Origin of the sequence: Alistipes sp. Marseille-P2263, from assembly GCF_018101075.1 — a bacterium.
Classification (GTDB): Bacteria; Bacteroidota; Bacteroidia; order Bacteroidales; family Rikenellaceae; genus Alistipes; species Alistipes dispar.
The window spans coordinates 90,385-106,292 of record NZ_JAGQEJ010000006.1 but is presented as its reverse complement, the minus strand read 5'-3'; the positions used below and the strand labels follow the sequence as shown (position 1 = coordinate 106,292).

Sequence of the window (15,908 nt, the reverse complement as noted above, 5' to 3'; positions counted from 1 at the left end):
CCGTGTTATAGGGTTATTGATTGTCCGCGACCACCTGGGCGATGGCCTCCTGTACGCAGGTCACCAGTCCTTTTTCGCCCGCCGTGTCGTAGAACTCGATGCCCCAGGTGTTTTTCAGGTAGTCGATCACGATCTGCTCCTTCTGCTGCAACAGGGCCGCGCCGGTCGTCCCGGCCTCGGTCAGCACCGTCTCTTCGTACCATTCGCGGCCGTAGACCATGATCATCGAGATCATCTCCACGAAATCCTCGTCCTTGCCCGACATGGCGTAGGGGGTGATGAAGCCCAGTTGGCGCGCCTCCGAATCCGAGACGCTCGTCCAGCCCGAGGGAAGGTAGTTGCCGGCGCTGATCTTTTCGTAGTTCTTGTCGAAGAGCACCGTCTGGTGCAGAATGTGCGCGAACTCGTGCTCGATGGTGTGGAGGAATTCCTTGACGTTCGCGGCATCCGATGGGTCGAACCCGTTCACGTTGAGCAGCAGAATCTTGCGGCCGCCTTCGGCCTGTCCGAGCTTGATGGCTCCGAATTCGTACTCGGGGCTGCCGACCAGCACGACCTTCTTGGGCGTGATCTCCTTGACGAAGTCGAGTCCGGCCGTCTGCTCGTAGGGCGAGAACCAGACGTCGTACATCACCTGCATGAACGGGATGACCAGCTCCTCATCGACGGGCACTAACTGCTTGTCGATCGAAGGCATCATGTCCGTGGCGTCCCACTTGTATTCGACGTCGATGTTGAACGGCACGACGTAGTTTTCGTAGAGCCACCGGTCGGTCTCCGTCTGGACGGTCTCTTCGCCGCCCAGGCCGGGAATGTCGGCGTTGGGGTCGATGGGGTCCTCCTCGTTGCAGGCCGTGAAGGCTGCTCCGGCCAGGAGCGCGAAGAGGCAGAATTGGATATGACGTAGTGTTTTCATCGTATTTTCAGCTTTTGAATTACCACGGATAGGGGATGTTTACCATGTCGTTGAGTTGAATGCCCGAGGCGGTCGCGATCTGCGGGATTTGCAGGATGCGGCGGTCGTCGTCGGGCGTGAGGGTGCTGGTGGCGCCGTCGATGGTCGTGTGCGTCACGGGAATGTTCCAGCGCAGCACGTCCCAGTAGCGTATGCCTTCGTAGAGGAACTCGATGCGGCGGAAGTCCAGTACGGTCAGGATGAGCGCCTTCTGCACGTTGCCCTCGTCGCCCGCCTTGAAACGGCCGGCGTTGTAGGCGCTGTTGATGAAGTGGTCCGGAGCATTGAGCTGGGCCGTGTAGTAGTCGGTCAGCTTGTCCTTGTAGAGGGTGTTCGGTCCGTAGGCGTAATCGTCTATGCGGCAGGCGGCGAACATGTTCAGATCGTCCAGCGCGCCGTCGTAGTTGCCCAGCATGGCGTAGGCTTCGGCGCGGGCGAGCAGCACCTCCTCCAGCCGCAGCAGCGCGCACTTCGAGTAGGGCACTCCGGTCTGCGCCACGGGATTGTCGATCTTGAAGTCCTCGTAGAACTTCGGCAGCCAGTAGGTGCGTCCGCCGTTCCACTGGTAGGCTACGTTCTGGAAGATCCACGGGTCGCCCGTGACGTTCTCGGTCAGCAGCGTCACCATGGCCGTGCGCTCCATCGCGTGACGGACGTAGGCCGTTCCGACCATCTCCCGGTAGGCCAGCGTCACGCACTCGGTGAGGAGCAGGTTGGCGTTGGCGCTGGCGCTGGTGAAGTCCGTGCCCATCTGGTCGGGATTGCCGCTCTTGATATAGGTGCGCCAGTCGTGGAGGTTGCTCCGCATGAACTGGTCGGCCGCGTCGTTCGGGTCCACGCCCTGTGCCGGCGACCCGTCGGCGTTCAGTACGGGCGTGTCGTCGGTGTAGGAGAGCGCGAAGTGCTGTGTCGGCGTGGGCAGCAGCATGTTGGCGTAACGGATCACGTCGTTGTAGTTGCGCGAGAAGAGGGCGATGCGGGCGCCGAGCGCCGCGGCGGCATCCCGCGTGAAGTGGAATTTGGGCTGGTCGTAGTCGCTGCTGCCGCCTACGAGCTGCATTCCCTCCTCGAGGTCCTTCAGGACGTGTTCGAGCGTCTGGGCGGCCGTTTCGCGGTCGTAATGCTTGATGACGACCGTCTCCGGTTCGGTTACATAGGGGATGCCCGGATTGGCCGCGAGGTTGTTCGTGTCGAAGAAGTCGGCGAAGAGGGTCAGCAGGCAGAAGTGCGCGTAAGCGCGGGCCAGCAGCGCTTCGCCCTTCTGCAAGGAGGCCGCACCGGGATCGGGCAGTTGTTCGATGGCTTCGAGCGCGTGGTTGGCCACGGCGATGGCGTTGTAGGCCGAGGTCCAGTACTGCTCGTTGGTGTCGTTGCCCGATTCCGAGCGGGTGAACTCGTCCCAGAGGAAGGCGCTCACGACGTTGTCGAACGCCGCGTCGGGCTGCATTCCCTGGAAGGTGCTGCCGAAATCGGTGTATCCGTCGCAGCGGTGCTCAATGAGCGTCATGTAGGTTCGGTCGGGGTAGGCCGTGGCGAGCAGTTGGCTGATCTTTTTCGGCGTGTCGATGGTGGTGCGGTTGTCGGGCACGGTGTCCAGGAACTCGCTGCATCCCGCCGACAGCGCCAAGCCCAGCGTTACGAGGAATATTTCGATGATTCTTTTCATGATTGCTTGCGTACTTTATGTTAGAAACCTAAATCGAGCGAGAGCACGAACTGCGTCTGGACGGGCATGGCCACGCCGCCCGTGTTGAAGAACTCGGGATCCTGACCGTTGAGGGCCTTGTCCGAGTACATCAGCCAGAGGTCCTTGGCCGTCAGCCGCACGGCGGCGCGCTTGAACACGCGGCTCTTGCGGACGAGCGCCGAGGGCAGCTCGTAGTTGATCGAGAGCGATTTGAGGCGGATGAAGTCTCCCTTGGCCACGCGCGCCGACGAGTAGTTGTAGTTGTTGTACGGGTAGGCGCTCGAGAGGTAGAGCTTCTGCATGAGGTTGTCGGCGATGGCCGGGATGTCGGTGCGCTGCTCGTCGCCGCTCATGATCCAGCGGTCCTTGAACTCGTTCGGGAGAGCCGTGATGTCGCTGTAGCTGGAGCTGAACACCGGGTTGAGCCGGATGACGTTGCCCGCCTGGAACGTGAAGAAGAGGTTCATCGAAAGACTCTTCCAGCGCAGCGTGGTGTTCAGTCCGCCCGTGTATTTGGGGTCGATCTGCCCCTCGTACTTCAGGAAGTCGGTCTCGATGCCCTGCATGTAGCAGTCGTATCCGATCTCGCCCTTCTCGTTGTAGAACATGGGGATGCCCGTTTCGGGATTCAGTCCCGCGAAGGGAATCGAGAAGAGGCTGTTCACCGGGTAGTTGTTCTTGTTGCCTCCCTCCTGGCGGACGAGCTCGAACACCTCCGGACTGTTCTTGGCGTTGCGGATGATGTTCTTCGAATAGCCGAAGGTGAAGTGCGCCGACCAGGTCCAGTCCTTGGTGCTTATCATCTTGCCGCCGAGCGTGATGTCCACGCCCTGCGAGTCGAGATCGGCGTAATTCGCGTTCTTCCACATGAAACCGCCGATACCCGCCACCTTGATCTGCGAGATCAGGTCGAAACCCTGCCGGTTGAAGTAATCCACGTTGAAGTCGAGCCGTCCGCCGAACAGCGTCAGGTCGAAGCCCACGTTGAGCTGGTAGTTCTTCTCCCACGTCAGCTCGGTGTTCTGCAAGTCGGCCAGCGTGATGCCCACCTCGGCGTTTCCGGGCCGGTAGAGCTCCTGGTTGTAGTAGAGCGCCATGGCGTTCGAGGCCGAAGGCGGGATGTTGGCCGTCAGTCCGTAGCTGGCGCGCAGGCTCATGAAATCGACGATGCGCGAGGCGTTCTCCATGAAGGCTTCGTTGGAGATGATCCACTTCCCGGCGAAGGTCCATGTGGGCAGCCACCGCTTCGCGGCGCCGCGTCCTAACTGGTTCGAACCGTCGTAACGCGCCGAGGCCGAGATCGAGTAGCGGCGGTCGAACGTGTAGTCGGCGTTGGCGTAGAAGGCCGCATTGCGCTCGTAGGTGTCCTCCATCATGTAGTAGGGCGACTGCCGGTAAACGAGCATCTCCATCAGTTTGGGATCGAGCGACACCACGCCGCCGCCGTCGTACTGGTAGCCGTATCCGGTCGTGGAATTGACGCGCCGGTCGGTGGAGCGGATTTCCATGCCGCCCAGCACGCTCAGCTCGTGCGTGCGGTCCGTATCCCAAACCTTTGTGTAGCTGAGCGAGTTGCGGACGACGTAGTTGAGCATCTTGTTGGTGGCCGTGTTGTAGAAGCCGCCGTAGGGGAGCACGACGACCGGTTCGGCCGAGAGGTCGTTCGGGTCGCGGTAGAGGAACGGGTTGAGGCTGCGGATGGTCGAGTTGCCCGCCGCGCGGTAGGCGTTGGCGGCGTTGGCGTGCTCGGTGATTTCGTGCTCCTGCGTGGTCTGCACGTAGCGCAGCGCCCCGGTGAAGTTGTAGCGCAGTCCCGGGACGATCGTGTAGTTCAGCTCGCCCTGCAACTTCACGTCGGCCACCGTCAGGTGGAGCTGGTTGTTGCGCAGCTCCGAGAGGATGTTGAACGGGGCGTAGTTCATCGTGATGTACTCCAGGTTGCCCTCGTCGTCGTAGGGGCGCAGGGCGCGGCTGGTGTTGAGCGCGTAGCTGAAGGGGTTGATGTCGAAGTCGCGCGAGAAGCTGCCTGTCACCACGTCGGACTGGCGGGTGAATGAACCGGGGGCGTCCTGCTGGCGCAGCGATCCCACGACCTGAACCGACGTGCGGATTTTGCTGCTGACGTCGAAATCGTTGCGGAAATTGACCGTGTAGCGGTTCACCTTGTCCGCGATGCTCCAGCCGTTGTCGCCCAGGAAGCCGATCGAGGCGTAGGTGCGCGACTTCTCGGAGCCGGACGAGATGCTGAGCGAGTGCTCGTGCATGAGGTTGTAGGTGAACAGCTTGTCGAACCAGTCGGTGTTGGCCCTGGCGTACTTCATCAGGAAGTCGTGGCGTGCCTGCCGCGTGTTCTCCAGCCCGAATTTGCCGCTGCTGGCGTTGTAGGCGTTGATCTGGTTGTACATGATGCCGTAAACGCCCGAGTTCGCGGAGTTCACGATGTCGGGTCCGAGCAGCCCCTTGCGCTCCATTTCGGAGAAGACCGACATCTGGTCGTAGGAGTTCATGATGTTGTACTGCGAATAACGGGGCTTGGTCCGCAGCGTGAAGTTGCCGTTGTAGGTGATGATCGGGGCTCCCTGTTTTCCCCGCTTGGTGGTGATGACGATCACGCCGTTCATGGCGCGGGCGCCGTAGAGCGCCGTTGCGGCGGCGTCCTTCAGGATGTCGAAGGTCTCGATGTCCGAAGCGTTGATGCCCGCCACCGAGGAGCCGAGCAGCGTGGTGGGGTCGCCGCTCGAAAGCTGGTCGTTGGAGATGTCCACGACGTCCTCGAGCACCATGCCGTCCACTACCCACAGCGGCTTGTTGTCGCCGTTGATCGACGTGACGCCGCGGATGCGGACTTTGGGGGCCGCGCCGAACGTTCCCGAGACGTTCTGCACCGAGACGCCCGCCACCTTGCCTTCGAGCATGCGGCTTACGTCCGTCACGCCGGCCATGTTCAGGTCCTCGGTCTTGAGTTTGACGGACGATCCGGTGAAGGTCTGCTTCTTGATGTCCTGGAATCCGGTCACGACGACCGCGTCCATTTTGAGGGAGGATTTCTGAAGGGAGACGTCGATGTGCCGGCGCCCCTTGATCTCCACCTCCTGCGTGTCGTAGCCCACGTAGCTGACCACCAGCGTCGTCGCGCCTGCGGGCAGGGCGAGTGCGAATTTGCCTTGTGCGTCGGTCGCTATGCCGACGGTCGTGCCCTTGACGGCCACGCTCACGAAATCCAGCGGTTTGCCGTTCTCGGCATCCCTGACTACGCCGGAGAGTCTTGTCTGGGCGACGGCTGCTGCGAAGCCCGCACAAAAAAACAGAAACAGGAGTAGTGTTTTTTTCATTTCATAATGTGTTGGGTTAATAATTGATGAGGGTAGGGAGTTTTCGGTTTTCAGGGGCCCGGGCGCACAAAAAAGCCTGACATCCGGAGCGGATGCCAGACTTGACGGTATGATACGGGCGCAACGAAGGCTGCCTCCGAGTCCTTCTGGGGCACGGGGATCAGCGTCCATACATTGTTAAGCGTCTGATAGAAAATGCGTTCCGTGGATATGGAACGCCGGAGAACCTTACCGGAGTCCGTGTTTGAAAGTTCCCCCCCCCCTTCTCGGTCCGGCGGCTTCCGCAGCGGCTCCCGCCGGGCGGGTGGTCCGTCCGGTGAGGCAGGGGATTATCGGCTGGCGTCGTGACATGCGTTCGGGTTTGCGGGTGCGTTTCGGGGGAGGTTCGGTAGGCGTATGTTACGGTTTGGTATTGTTTTCGGTGCGAAAAGCGTCGGGTTGTAATCCGTATTTCGTTTCTAAGTTGCGGTTGTTAGTCTATTCTTGTTAAAAATACGACGATCTGAAATTTTGCATTGAATTAACTGGATGCAAGATATAAAAGATTTTTCGAAATTCATAATATTTTTTAATTTTTTAGCGAAAAAACGGATGGCTCTGTTTCCTCTGTGATTTCGGATTGTAAGCGGAAACCCTGCGCAGGAGGGTGCAGGACCGTGAAACGGGGCATTTCTCTCCCGTTTCACGGCCTTTCCCCTGTCAGGCGATCCGGTCCAGCGAACGGCGTATCTCCGCATCGGTCGGGGTATAGTCCTTCAGCGCACCGGAGAGGTATTGTTCGTAGGCATAGAGGTCGATCACGCCGTTGCCCGAGAGGTTGAAGAGGATGGTCTTCTCGCGCCCCTCCTCCCGGGCTTGCAGGGCCTCGCGGACGGCGGCGGCGATGGCGTGCGTCGATTCCGGCGCGGGGATGATGCCTTCGGTCTTGGCGAACAGGATGCCGGCGCCGAGCGTCTCGGTCTGCGGAATGGCGCAGGCTTCGACGAACCGGTCCTTGAGCAACTGGCTGACGATGGCTCCCGCACCGTGGTAGCGCAGTCCGCCGGCGTGGATGTCCGAAGGCTGGAAGTCGTGCCCCAGCGTGTACATCGGGATCAGGGGGGTATATCCCGCCACGTCGCCGAAGTCGTACCGGAAGGCTCCCCGCGTGAGTTTCGGGCAACTGGCGGGTTCGACGGCCACGACGCGGACCGGGTTGCCGCCGGTCAGCCTCTTTCTCAGAAACGGGAAGGCCAGCCCTGCGAAGTTGCTGCCGCCGCCGAAGCAGCCGATCACCACGTCCGGCTCGGCGTCGGCCATCTCCATCTGCGCGACGGCTTCCTGTCCGATGACGGTCTGGTGCAGCAGCACGTGGTTCAGTACGCTGCCCAGGCAGTAGCGCGTGTCTTCGGGGTGTTGCAGCGCCATCTCCACGGCCTCCGAGATCGCCAGTCCGAGGCTGCCCGAGCAGGCCGGGTCCTTCGCCAGCGCGGCGCGGCCCGAGGCGGTGCGGTCCGAGGGCGAGGGGAAGCACTGTGCGCCCCAGGTCTGCATCATCAGCCGCCGGTAGGGTTTCTGGTCGTAGCTCACGCGGACCATGTAAACCTCGACGTCGATGCCGAAGTGCCGTCCCGCGAAGGCGATGGCCGAACCCCATTGTCCGGCGCCCGTCTCGGTCGTGAGGCGGCGGATGCCCTGCTTGTAGTTGTAGTAGGCCTGCGGTACGGCCGTGTTGGGCTTGTGCGAGCCGGCGGGCGAGACGCTCTCGTTCTTGAAGTAGATTTTCGCCGGCGTGTCGAGCGCCTTCTCCAGTCCGGTGGCGCGTACCAGCGGCGTCGGCCTCCAGATGCGGTAGATCTCCTGTACCTCCTCGGGAATGTCGATGAACCGTTCGACGGACATTTCCTGTTCGATCAGCTCCTCGGCGAAAACGGCCGACAGTTGCTCCCGGGTGACGGGTTCCCGGGTGACGGGGTGCAGCGGCGGCAGCGGCCGGTTGGGCATGTCGGCTACGATGTTGTACCATTGGGCAGGCATCTGACGCTCGGTCAGGCAGAATTTCTTCGTTTTCATTTATCGTGGATTTTTAAGGGTTTTGTGCAAAAGAAAAGCCCGCTGTTCACTTTCGTAAACAACGGGCTTGTGGCTCGGGATTCCTGCTGACCTATACATACGCCGGACCGCACTCATTGTTCACGAGAGTCAATGAGCGCCACCACCAAGCCTGTATGTTCAGATTTCGAATCATGTTTTCGCAAATATAGGGAATCGGTTCCGAAAATGCAAATTTTCCGGCAGGATTTTCGCGGTTTTCTCCGAAAAGGGTTTCCCGGCGATTCCGGTTGCGCCGTGCGGCATTATATATAGGTGGCCGTCACTCCTTCCACGCGACATGCCCGGCGTCGTGGAAAAGACCGCATACGAGCGTCAGGTATTCGGGCAGCTTTCCCTCCGCGCCCCATTTCAGTTCGATGCCGAACAGTTCGGAGGTCGTGCGGCCGATGTCGAATCCGCACGCTTCGAGCGACGGCCTCACCCGGTCGGGATGGCGGCAGGGGAGCCCTTCCGGCCGGGTGCAGCTTCCTTCGGGGCAGTAGAGGCAGCTTCCGACGTAGGAGAATGCCCGTCCTCCGTAGCGGCGCTCCAGCGCGAGGAGCCTCCTTTCGATCCGGATGCGCTCGGGGCGGAGCAGCCTCCCGGCCTCGGCGAGGGGGAGCCCCTCTTCGCGGGGCGTGATCTTCGCGGCGACGAGCAGCGCCGTGCCGTACCGCAGCCACTCCTCCGCGGGGTCCTTCGCGAAGGGCGGGCAGCCCCAGTTGCGGCCGTAGTTGGGGCATCGGCGGCAATAGGCGGCGATGCGTTCCGCGTCGCGGAAGCGGGCGGTGTACTCGGCGGCGGGAAGCTCGACGGCGAATTCCTCGGCCGTATAGCGGACGGATGCGTTCATGCGGCAAAATTAGTCGTTTCCGCGGGCATCGGTGCGCGGAGCGAAAATTATTTTCCTGCCTTTTGCCTTTTTCGCGGGAAACCGCTATCTTTGTCTCCGGATCTGGTGTTCCGCTCCTCCTGCGGAGGACGGAATGAAAAGGGAATCGGGTGCAAATCCCGGACAGTCCCGCTGCTGTGATGCTCCGTGAGTTCCGAATATCTTCGGCCACTGACCCGCGAGGGGTCGGGAAGGCGTCGGGACGGGAGCGAGTCAGAAGACCTGCCAGATCGATTCGATGCCGGTCGCTCTCGTGGGTTAGGCCTCCGGTTTCGGCGAAGAATTGACATTCGTATGTGTTTCGTTCGGTCTTCGGACCGTCGGCCGCGGGTCGTGCCGATGCCCGTTTCGGGCGGTTATGTCCGGATCGCCTGCGGAGCGCCGGCCGCCGTTCTGTCGCTGCCGGTCCGACTGCTGCTCGCCGATCGGCGTGCTGTCCGGTGTTTCGATCCGCCGGCACGGGCCTGTCCGACTGGGCGGACAGCCTCCGACGGGACGTGGGAGGGCCGTGCCACGGTCTGCACGCTGGCCGGGTCCATCCGGGTGCAGGCGGCGCAGCTTTTGGTACTGGCTTCGGAAGAACCCGAAAAGGCGCGGCGGGGGAAAACGGACGCGTTACTGCCATAACGGATCGGTTCGGGAGATTGGTCGCCGCGCCTTTTTTAAATGCGATGATTATGAAGATCGTTTTCTATGGAATTCCCGAAGAGGAGGTCCGGCGTCTGGCCGGGCGGTACGGCTTCGGGCTCTGCCGTTCGTTCGGGGAGTTTGTCGCGGGCGGCGGGCGGAAGATGCTGTTGCAGCCGCTTCTGCGCACCGACGGGGAGCGGCTGGACTTCTTCGGACGGATGGCGCGGTACGGGGCGTCGGTCGATGCCGTCGTGGTCTCCTGCGCCGACGATTTCAGCGCCGTGCACTACTGCTCGCAGCCCGGGAGGTTCTTCTCCGTGAGCGGCGAAGCCGGGGAGGAGGCATTGGAGTACGAACTGACCCGCATCGTCGAGACCCGCCTGGGACTCGTCTGCGCGCACGAAGGGGTGGAGCCATGACGCGGGGGCAGGTCCATGTCTATACGGGCGACGGAAAGGGGAAGACCACGGCGGCCTTCGGCCTTGCCGTGCGTGCCTTGTGTGCCGGGAAGAACGTGTATATCGGGCAGTTCGTCAAGTCGATGGCTTACAACGAGACGAAGATCGCACGGCTGTTCGACGGTACGGACTCCGCATGGGGGCGCGTGCGCATCGAGCGGTTCGGCCGCGGCTGTTTCATCGGCCGGCAGCCGGAGGCGGTCGATGCGGAGCTGGCCCGGGAGGGGCTGAGGCGGTGTGCCGAAGCGCTTTCCGGTGGGGAGTACGGGGTGGTCGTCCTCGACGAGGTGTCCATCGCCCTCGACTGCGGCCTGCTGTCCGTCGGCGAAGTGCTGGAGGCGCTCGCTGCCCGGGCGCCGCAGACCGAAGCGGTGCTGACGGGGCGCTATGCCCCGCAGGAGCTGATTGCCGCGGCCGATCTGGTGACCGAGATGCGCGAGGTGAAGCACTACTATGCGCAGGGCGTCCTTTCGCGCGACGGCATCGACCGCTGACCTCCCCGCCGTCATTCGGCCGCCTGGAGGTCGGCGAACCAGTAGCCGTAGGTGCGTACCGATCCGTCGTCGAGGCGGATGTCGTAGCTCTGTGCGAAAGGCTTTCCGAGCCGGAACGGGACGGCTTCGCGGAAGATCGGGCCGTCGTAGCAGAAGGTGTGGTATTCGCCGTTCTCGCCGTTGGGGTCGGTCCCTGCGGGCAGCGAAGCGACGAAGGCGGCGTCGATCTCCCGGCCGATGGCTTCGGCTCCCAGTCCGTCGGCCATCGTCGTCACGACGACGGTCCTGAGTCCCGACGAGAGGAAACCGCGCATGACCTGCTCCGAACTCTCGCCCCAGAGCGGTTCGACGACCTCGATGCCCGCAGGGGCGAGCCGCTCCTCGCGGTAGCGGCGCACGTCGTGCAGGAAGATGTCGCCGAAGATGAAGTGCGTCACGCCCTCTTCGCGGTAACGGCGCACGGCGCGGTCCATCGCCGCCGAATAGTCCTCCATGTCGCCCTTCGGCGTGAGATCGACCGTGTGGAGCGGAATGCCGATGCGGTCGGCCTGCGCCCGGAGCAGCTCCGTCGGGATGCCGTGCATCGTCGAACGGAGCGTCGAGCGATTGACGGTGGTCAGCAGCGCGACGATTTCGTAGCGCTTCGATCGCATCGCCCGCCAGAGGGCGTGCGCCGAGTCCTTGCCGCCGCTCCAGTTGAAGACGGCCTTGTGTCTGGTCATTTCGGTCGGGAGTTATTCGAGTTTCCGATAATAATGCATCTCCCGGTCGGCGGCATCGAGCGCTTCGGGATGGAATACGGCGATCAGGTCGTGCAGCACCACGTCGGGCCGCACGACGCCCGATTCCCAGTAGTCGTTGCCTCCGGCGGCGTTCGTGCGCCGGTCGCAGTTGTAGATCTCGCCCCGGCGGACGCAGGGAACGCCGGCGAATTTCGGCAGCCGTGCACGGAATTCCGCGAGCGTCCGGAAACTGCCGGCATTGATCCATACGTCGGCTCCGGAGGCCAGCAGGTAAGCCTTCTCGAGGTCGATGGGCAGCGAGCGGTTCGACGTGTTCTCCCTGTAGATGTAATCCCCTCCGGCATCGGCGATGAGGCGTGCGACGTAGCTTTCGGCCGAGGCCATGAACCACGAATCGCCGTAGGGGGCGTTGATCATCACCTTCGGTCTGGCGGCGGACTCCGCGACCTTCGCCTTCAGCGCCTCGTACCGCTCCGGGATGGGGGCGAACGTCCGTTCGCCCTCCTCGCGCCGGTCGATCGTCTCCGCCACGGCCACGAGCCATTCGGCCTTGCCGAGCGGCGACTCCTCCAGATACTCCCCGATATAGCAGAACGGGATGCCCAGCTCGCGCAGCTTGGGTTCCATCGGGCTGGCGCCGTTCACGCCGAACAGCAGCACCAGGTCGGGGCGCAGCGACAGGAGCCGTTCGTAGTTCACGTTGCCGTCGTAGCCCACGTCGCCGACCCTGTCGGGGTGCGCGGCGACGTATCCGTTGGCGATGCTCTCCCGGCCCGATACGCCGACGATGCGCGGTGCGGCCCCCACGGCGTCGAGCATCGCCACGTGGGTCGAGGACATGCAGACGATGCGCTGCGCCCCGGCCTCGACGGTCTGTCCGTCGAATCCCGCAGGGGGCGTCTCTCCGTTGCGGGCGATGAAGAGCGCCGTGGCGGTTCCTTCGGCGGCCCCCTGCCACGGGGTCCGGGTCCGTAGGATCGTGCTTTGCAGGCCCTCGGCCCCGACGATTTCGAATCCCGCGGCGTAGGCGGGGCGGTAGATGGTCGTGCGGAACTCCTCGAGCGAGGTTCCCGGACGGGCGCCGCAGGCGGCCAGAAGCAGCGCGGCGGCGCAGAGCGTGAAGCGGCGGAGCGGTCGTATCATTTCGCGATTCGGTTTTTCTTTCCCCATTTGGGTTTGACGTTGATGAAGAATTCGCAGTTCATGCGGGGCATGGGACGCGAGAGGACGGAGAGGTACTCCTCGTTGAAGAGGTTGTTGATCGTCGCCTTGAGCGAAAGGTCGGCCCGGCGGAACGCGAAGCCCTTCTCGAGCGAGAGGTTGTTCATCACGTAGGGCGTGAGCCGTCCGGTGAGCGTGATGTCGTTGCTCGACATGGTGTAGCGTTCGCTGTAATAGCAGAACTGCCAGAGCAGCCCCCACGAGCGCCATGCGAGGCGTCCGGTCGCCGTGCCCGAGAACTCCGGTTCGTAGGGAAGCTGCTTGCCCACGGACTGATCGGCCGGGCTCATCGGTTCGCCCACGTTGATCGACGGGGACCACGAGAAGGTCCCGTCGAGGTCGAGCTTCAGTCCGCGGGCCAGCATGACGGACAGGTCGCCCCGCACCTCCACGCCGTAGGCGTGCACCTCCTTGATATTCACCGGCGAGAAGAATCCTTTGGTGGTCGGCAGCCAGAGAATCCAGTCGTCGATCCGCTGGTCGTACCACGAGGCCGAGCCCGAGAGCGTGTAGATCGCGTCACGTCCCACGGCGAACGACAGCCCGGCTTCGTACTGGACGCCGGTTTCGTTCTTCAGGTCGGGATTCCCGCCCGGCAGGAAGTAGAGGTCGTTCAGCGTCGGGAAGCGGAAGTTGCGCGACACGGAGGCTTTCGCCACGACGTTGCCGCGCTTCGAGAGCAGGTAGTCGGCGAAGAGGGCCGGAACCGTGGCCCATTTCGTGCCGTAGAGCTGTTCGCGCAGGACGGCCGACAGGCCGAGCCGCTCCGCGGGCCGCCATTTGGCCGACACGGCGGCGTCGATCTCGACGCGCCCCTGGTCGTAGCCCACGATCGCCTTGTCGCCCTGCTGCAGGACGATGTTCTTGTCGGCGCTCCGGACGAAGTGCTGGTGCAGCGCGATGTCGGCCGTGAAGAGCCACTCGTCTCCCACGGCGTATTCTCCCGCCGCCTGCCCGTAGAAGGTGTCGATCCGGCTTCGGGAGCGGGTCATGGAGGTCATGATGCCGTTGCCCGGGTCGCGGCGGTAGTCGTAGGCCATCCATGTATGGATGTATCCGGCCTTCGCGCCGACCTTCCAGTCGCGGCGCAGGCGGTCCCACGAGAGGACGCTGCGGAGCGTGTGCTCCCGCTGGCGGTTCTCGAACCGGGTGTCGTCGGCGTAGTCGGTCGTCAGCAGCGGCAGTTCGCGGTTCGAGTTGATGTACCAGGCATTCAGTCCGAAGCGGTCGCCGCGGCCGGTGTTGTAATAGATCTCTTGCAGCACGTGCACGTCGTCGAACGCGCCGCTCTTGTTCCGCTCCACCGGATAGTACGACCCGACGATGTTCATCTCCTCGTCGTAGATGTTCTCCTTCTTGTCGCGGTTGCGGTATTTGTAGTCGTTCCGCGAGGACTGGTAAACGGCTCGGGTCGATACCTGCCAGTGCTCGTCGCCCCACGTGAGACGCAGGAACTCGTCGAAGGTGCGGTACATGCCGATTCCCTGGATGTATTGCAGGCCGAATCCGTCGGCGGCGGCCGGTGCGGTCGAGAGCTTCACCACGCCGCCCAGCGCCCCGCCCGCCTCATTGACCGACGACGTGCCGTGCAGCAGCGAGGCGTCGTCGATGAAATACGACGGGATCATCGAGAAGTCGGTCATGCCGAGCATCGGGTTGTTGATGCGCATTCCGTTCCACGTCACCTGCGTATGCGAGGGTCCCGTGCCGCGGAACGAGACCGTCGAGAGCGTCGCCCGGCCGTACTGCTTGACGAAGAGCGGGGAGTTGAACGTCAGCACGTCGGCGATCGACAGGGCGATGTTCTCCTTGAGTGTCACCGAGTCGAACGTCGTCCGTTCGACGCCGATCTCCTTCATCGGCCGCCGGCCCCAGATCGGAACCTCGCGGATGGCTATGTTCCGCTCGGGCCGGGCCTCCGCGGCGGCCTCCTGCGGCGGCTGCGCGCCGCCCTGGGCATGGAGCGCCGCCGGAAACAGCAGCGCCGCGACTATCCGAACCGTCGTCTTTCTCATACTTCCTGTATCCGTTATTTCCAGCAGAATGCGCCGGGGATGATTCCCACATAGAACCGGTCGATCTGTTCGCCCTCGGCCGTATAGCGATAGACGATACCCTGCTGCTGGTAGTCGATGGCGTCGGCCACATAGACGTCGCCGTTGTGCGGATCGACCGTCAGTCCGTAGTATTTCGTGTCGCGGTACTCGATGAAGGGGCGCACCGGCACGCGCTCCTCCTCCACCTGCATCCGCCAGATGTCCCTGTTGATCCAGTAGAGCGTGTCGCGCGTTCCGTTGAGCTGCACCTCCGAGGGCCAGTCGCCCAGCTTGAACCGGAACTGCTTCTCGACCTCGAACGTCGCCGCGTCGATGCGGTAGAGCGACGGGGCTTCGTAGCCGTAGGGCGACCCTTCGTAGCCGCCGTCGGTGATCGTCCACAACTTGTGGTTCTTGTCCATCACGAGCGACGTGGGTTGGATGCCGACCGTCAGTTCGTCCACCACCTCGTCGGTCTCGGTGTCGATCTTCAGGATGCGGTTCTGGTACGACCAGCAATTGACATAGACGTACTTGCCGTACTGCACCATCTGCTCCGTGGAGCCCGATTCCATCGTCATTCCGGGGCACTCGATGTAGCCCGTGATCTCGTAGCGTTTGGGATTGACGATGAAGATGCGGTTGTCCCAGATCTGCGTCACGTAGGCCTTTTCGTCCGAAAGGAAGTGGATGTAGCGCGGCGAGGTGAGGTCCGTGATGCGTCCCACCTCCCGGAAGGTGTCGATGTCGATGGCGAAGATGACGTGCGAATTGTTCACCACGATCCAGCCCACGCCGTCGCGGACGGTCATCGACTGCGCCACGTCGCCCAGCTTGAAGCCGTTGGCGCGGAAGAAAACCTCGTTCTCCACCCGTTTGGTCTTGGGGTCGTAATAGGAGAGCGTGGCGTTGCCGTACTGGAAATTTCCCTCGTTGGTGACGAACAGTCCCCGCCCCGAGGCCGAGAACTCCTCCGTCGTGCCGTAGTCCCACTTCATGCAGCCCGCGAGCAGCATGAGGCAGCCTGCGGCCGGGAGTGTGTATCGTATGATCCGTTTCATGTTCCGCAAACCGTTCGTTCGGTACGGCGGCGCGCCGGCGGGACGGTGGGGAGGGGAGACCGGAGAACGGTGCGCTCCGACGATCCGATTCCGACCCGAAACCCGCGGGTGCAAATCCGTACGGCAAGGCAGGTCTTCTGACTCGTCCCGTCCGCCGCGCCTTCCCGGTCTGTCCCAGTGGCAAAGAGTGCGGCAAAACAGTTTCTCCCCGCAGGGGAGGGGACTTACAGCAGCGAGCACTGCTCCGGATTCTCACCGGATTCCCTTTTCATCCGCGCCGCGGAGAACGGCCGGCGCGGAAACCTTGCGACCGCAAAGGTAGGGAA

General features: G+C 62.8%; 11 protein-coding genes and 2 riboswitches. Of the genes, 2 read left to right on the top strand and 9 right to left on the bottom strand.

Annotated elements, in window-relative coordinates:
• Positions 1 to 13: 13 nt before the first annotated feature.
• From KB554_RS08685 to KB554_RS08665, 5 genes are all read right to left on the bottom strand, one after another.
• Entirely contained in the window at positions 14 to 916 is a 903-nt protein-coding gene (locus tag KB554_RS08685) for a putative zinc-binding metallopeptidase (protein WP_141429073.1), read from the bottom strand.
• A 19-nt stretch (positions 917 to 935) separates the two neighbouring features.
• Complete coding sequence (locus tag KB554_RS08680) at positions 936 to 2,621, bottom strand: RagB/SusD family nutrient uptake outer membrane protein (RefSeq protein WP_141429076.1); 1,686 nt, start codon at positions 2,619 to 2,621, stop codon at positions 936 to 938.
• A 20-nt stretch (positions 2,622 to 2,641) separates the two neighbouring features.
• On the bottom strand, positions 2,642 to 5,974 hold the full coding sequence (locus KB554_RS08675; RefSeq protein WP_141429077.1) for a SusC/RagA family TonB-linked outer membrane protein: 3,333 nt from the start codon (positions 5,972 to 5,974) through the stop codon (positions 2,642 to 2,644).
• A 699-nt stretch (positions 5,975 to 6,673) separates the two neighbouring features.
• The gene (locus KB554_RS08670; protein WP_211035628.1) at positions 6,674 to 8,026 is read right to left on the bottom strand and encodes a TrpB-like pyridoxal phosphate-dependent enzyme; all 1,353 of its coding nucleotides are present in this window, start codon (positions 8,024 to 8,026) and stop codon (positions 6,674 to 6,676) included.
• A gap of 301 nt (positions 8,027 to 8,327) precedes the next feature.
• A complete protein-coding gene (locus tag KB554_RS08665) occupies positions 8,328 to 8,900 on the bottom strand; it encodes a DUF2284 domain-containing protein (protein ID WP_211035626.1) in 573 nt (190 codons plus the stop codon).
• A gap of 86 nt (positions 8,901 to 8,986) precedes the next feature.
• Positions 8,987 to 9,184: riboswitch (cobalamin riboswitch) on the top strand.
• Between the two features lie 432 nt (positions 9,185 to 9,616).
• Here KB554_RS08665 and KB554_RS08660 point away from each other — a divergent pair.
• Together KB554_RS08660 and KB554_RS08655 are read left to right on the top strand one after the other, a co-directional pair.
• A complete protein-coding gene (locus KB554_RS08660) occupies positions 9,617 to 9,988 on the top strand; it encodes a hypothetical protein (RefSeq protein ID WP_141429084.1) in 372 nt (123 codons plus the stop codon).
• The gene (locus tag KB554_RS08655) at positions 9,985 to 10,521 is read left to right on the top strand and encodes a cob(I)yrinic acid a,c-diamide adenosyltransferase (protein WP_141429086.1); all 537 of its coding nucleotides are present in this window, start codon (positions 9,985 to 9,987) and stop codon (positions 10,519 to 10,521) included. Before KB554_RS08660 ends, KB554_RS08655 begins: the two co-directional genes overlap by 4 nt.
• A gap of 11 nt (positions 10,522 to 10,532) precedes the next feature.
• Here KB554_RS08655 and KB554_RS08650 read toward each other — a convergent pair whose 3' ends face one another.
• From KB554_RS08650 to KB554_RS08635, 4 genes are read right to left on the bottom strand one after another with little or no spacing between them, the layout of a single operon-like run.
• On the bottom strand, positions 10,533 to 11,243 hold the full coding sequence (locus tag KB554_RS08650) for an adenine nucleotide alpha hydrolase (RefSeq protein ID WP_211035624.1): 711 nt from the start codon (positions 11,241 to 11,243) through the stop codon (positions 10,533 to 10,535).
• 12 nt (positions 11,244 to 11,255) lie between these two features.
• Complete coding sequence (locus tag KB554_RS08645; protein WP_211035623.1) at positions 11,256 to 12,407, bottom strand: ABC transporter substrate-binding protein; 1,152 nt, start codon at positions 12,405 to 12,407, stop codon at positions 11,256 to 11,258.
• On the bottom strand, positions 12,404 to 14,500 hold the full coding sequence (locus KB554_RS08640) for a TonB-dependent receptor (protein WP_211035622.1): 2,097 nt from the start codon (positions 14,498 to 14,500) through the stop codon (positions 12,404 to 12,406). Before KB554_RS08640 ends, KB554_RS08645 begins: the two co-directional genes overlap by 4 nt.
• Positions 14,501 to 14,514: 14 nt before the next feature.
• On the bottom strand, positions 14,515 to 15,582 hold the full coding sequence (locus KB554_RS08635) for a DUF5074 domain-containing protein (protein WP_211035621.1): 1,068 nt from the start codon (positions 15,580 to 15,582) through the stop codon (positions 14,515 to 14,517).
• A gap of 109 nt (positions 15,583 to 15,691) precedes the next feature.
• Positions 15,692 to 15,904, bottom strand: a riboswitch (cobalamin riboswitch).
• Positions 15,905 to 15,908 lie beyond the last annotated feature (4 nt).

Coding starts and splice junctions, on each gene's coding strand:
- KB554_RS08640 (WP_211035622.1), bottom strand. CDS start 14,500: ATGAGAAAGACGACGGTTCGGATAGTCGCGGCGCTGCTGTTTCCGGCG.
- KB554_RS08645 (WP_211035623.1), bottom strand. CDS start 12,407: ATGATACGACCGCTCCGCCGCTTCACGCTCTGCGCCGCCGCGCTGCTT.
- KB554_RS08670 (WP_211035628.1), bottom strand. CDS start 8,026: ATGAAAACGAAGAAATTCTGCCTGACCGAGCGTCAGATGCCTGCCCAA.
- KB554_RS08660 (WP_141429084.1), top strand. CDS start 9,617: ATGAAGATCGTTTTCTATGGAATTCCCGAAGAGGAGGTCCGGCGTCTG.
- KB554_RS08675 (WP_141429077.1), bottom strand. CDS start 5,974: ATGAAAAAAACACTACTCCTGTTTCTGTTTTTTTGTGCGGGCTTCGCA.
- KB554_RS08685 (WP_141429073.1), bottom strand. CDS start 916: ATGAAAACACTACGTCATATCCAATTCTGCCTCTTCGCGCTCCTGGCC.
- KB554_RS08655 (WP_141429086.1), top strand. CDS start 9,985: ATGACGCGGGGGCAGGTCCATGTCTATACGGGCGACGGAAAGGGGAAG.
- KB554_RS08650 (WP_211035624.1), bottom strand. CDS start 11,243: ATGACCAGACACAAGGCCGTCTTCAACTGGAGCGGCGGCAAGGACTCG.
- KB554_RS08665 (WP_211035626.1), bottom strand. CDS start 8,900: ATGAACGCATCCGTCCGCTATACGGCCGAGGAATTCGCCGTCGAGCTT.
- KB554_RS08635 (WP_211035621.1), bottom strand. CDS start 15,582: ATGAAACGGATCATACGATACACACTCCCGGCCGCAGGCTGCCTCATG.
- KB554_RS08680 (WP_141429076.1), bottom strand. CDS start 2,621: ATGAAAAGAATCATCGAAATATTCCTCGTAACGCTGGGCTTGGCGCTG.